Below are 1,482 nucleotides of genomic sequence, written 5' to 3'. Positions count from 1 at the left end.
AAAAACTATGCCTGAATAATCTAGTTCATATTCTTCACTTAATTTCATTTAAATCACCCATCCTAATTAAAAGTAAATTCATCATAGCACATAAAAAGCCTGCTGTCAGAACTGGCTAGTAGGCTTTGATTTTAAGTTAAAAAAGAACACTCGTTTAATTCTAAAAAACAGTAAGCACCAAACAAAGGAGGTGAAAATAAATGCCAAGGAAAAAAGATAATGAGATATACTCATACAAGCTCAAATCCGGTAAAACGAGATATGGCTTTAAGACTTATATCGGTATTGAAGAAGCCACCGGTAAGTCTATCAAAGTATCTCGTCAAGGCTTTGCTACATATAAAGACGCTGAACAAGAAAAAATGCGTCTTAAGGTAGATGGAGCTGATCGAGTTGTAAACAAAAGAAACGCTCAGAAAAGAGAGAAAACAGTAAACGATGTTTGGAAAATTTACTCAGAATCTTATCGTTTAACTGTCCGTGGATCAACTTACAGACATGCAACAATTGTTTGGGGTAGTCAGATTGCACCTGAGTTTGGTGATAATTACATTAATCATATCTCAGTAGATCACGTTCAGCAATTCGCTAACAAATTAGCTAGGAAATACGTTGCCTACTCTGCCACACTTAATCAACTCAGACGAGTAATTAAGTTTGCTCAACGTCGCGGATGGGCTGAAAAAGATCCTTTTGATAAGGTAGTAATACCTCGTAAATCTTTAAAACAAAGCAGAAATAACGAGGAAAATTTCTACAGCAAAGAAGAGGTAGCTGAGTTTCTAGCAGCTGCTAAGAATTATAAGCTAATGGCTTATACATTCTTTGTAACACTCGTTAATTTAGGCTTGCGACGTGGCGAAGGATTAGCTTTGAAATGGTCTGACTTTGATTTTGACAAAAAGATAGTGCATATCCAGCGCACCGTTACTCTTGATGAGTACGGTAAAACGACATTAGGACCTGTCAAAAATGATGCTGGTAATCGTTTCCTAACGGTATCTAACAGCTTGATGGATGCTTTAGACACCTATCGTGAAGCAGAAGAACCTTTAATTTCTGAGTTCGTTTTCCATAAGCCAAATAGTCCAGACTATTATACAGACTATGAAGCGGACAACTGGATTAGAAAGATCTTTTCCGATAACCCTAGCTTAAAGCGTATCACTCCCCATGGATTGCGTCACACTCTTGCCACTCTACTGTACGATGGAGATGACAGAATAACCCCAAAGGATGTACAATACATGCTAGGACATTCAAAACCAGATATGGCGTTGGACATTTATACTCACATCACTAAAAAGCAGAGGCAAAATATTTCTAGTTCCATCAATAATTTGGACTTTAAATAGTACTTTTACGTAATTATTACGTAATTTTTCTATTTGAGGTTTTATTTTTAACTTTTTATCTGCTACAAGCGTTGATTTAAAGCCATTCTTTTGTCGGAGTATAAGGCTTACACAATGTTGGACCCAA

At 36.4% G+C, this 1,482-nt stretch carries 1 protein-coding gene; it reads left to right on the top strand.

Annotation, left to right across the window (positions count from 1 at the left end):
• The first annotated feature begins 200 nt into the window (after window positions 1–200).
• A complete protein-coding gene (locus EJK17_RS11200) occupies window positions 201–1,355 on the top strand; it encodes a tyrosine-type recombinase/integrase (RefSeq protein WP_103661247.1) in 1,155 nt (384 codons plus the stop codon).
• Window positions 1,356–1,482 lie beyond the last annotated feature (127 nt).

It is taken from the genome of Lactobacillus xujianguonis (assembly GCF_004009905.1).
GTDB lineage: Bacteria > Bacillota > Bacilli > Lactobacillales > Lactobacillaceae > Lactobacillus > Lactobacillus xujianguonis.
The sequence above is the reverse complement of the archived record's forward strand: the minus strand, read 5'-3'. Positions and strand labels throughout refer to the sequence as shown.

Excerpts from the sequence above, each read along its gene's own strand:
- EJK17_RS11200 (WP_103661247.1), top strand. The coding sequence starts at position 201 with ATGCCAAGGAAAAAAGATAATGAGATATACTCATACAAGCTCAAATCC.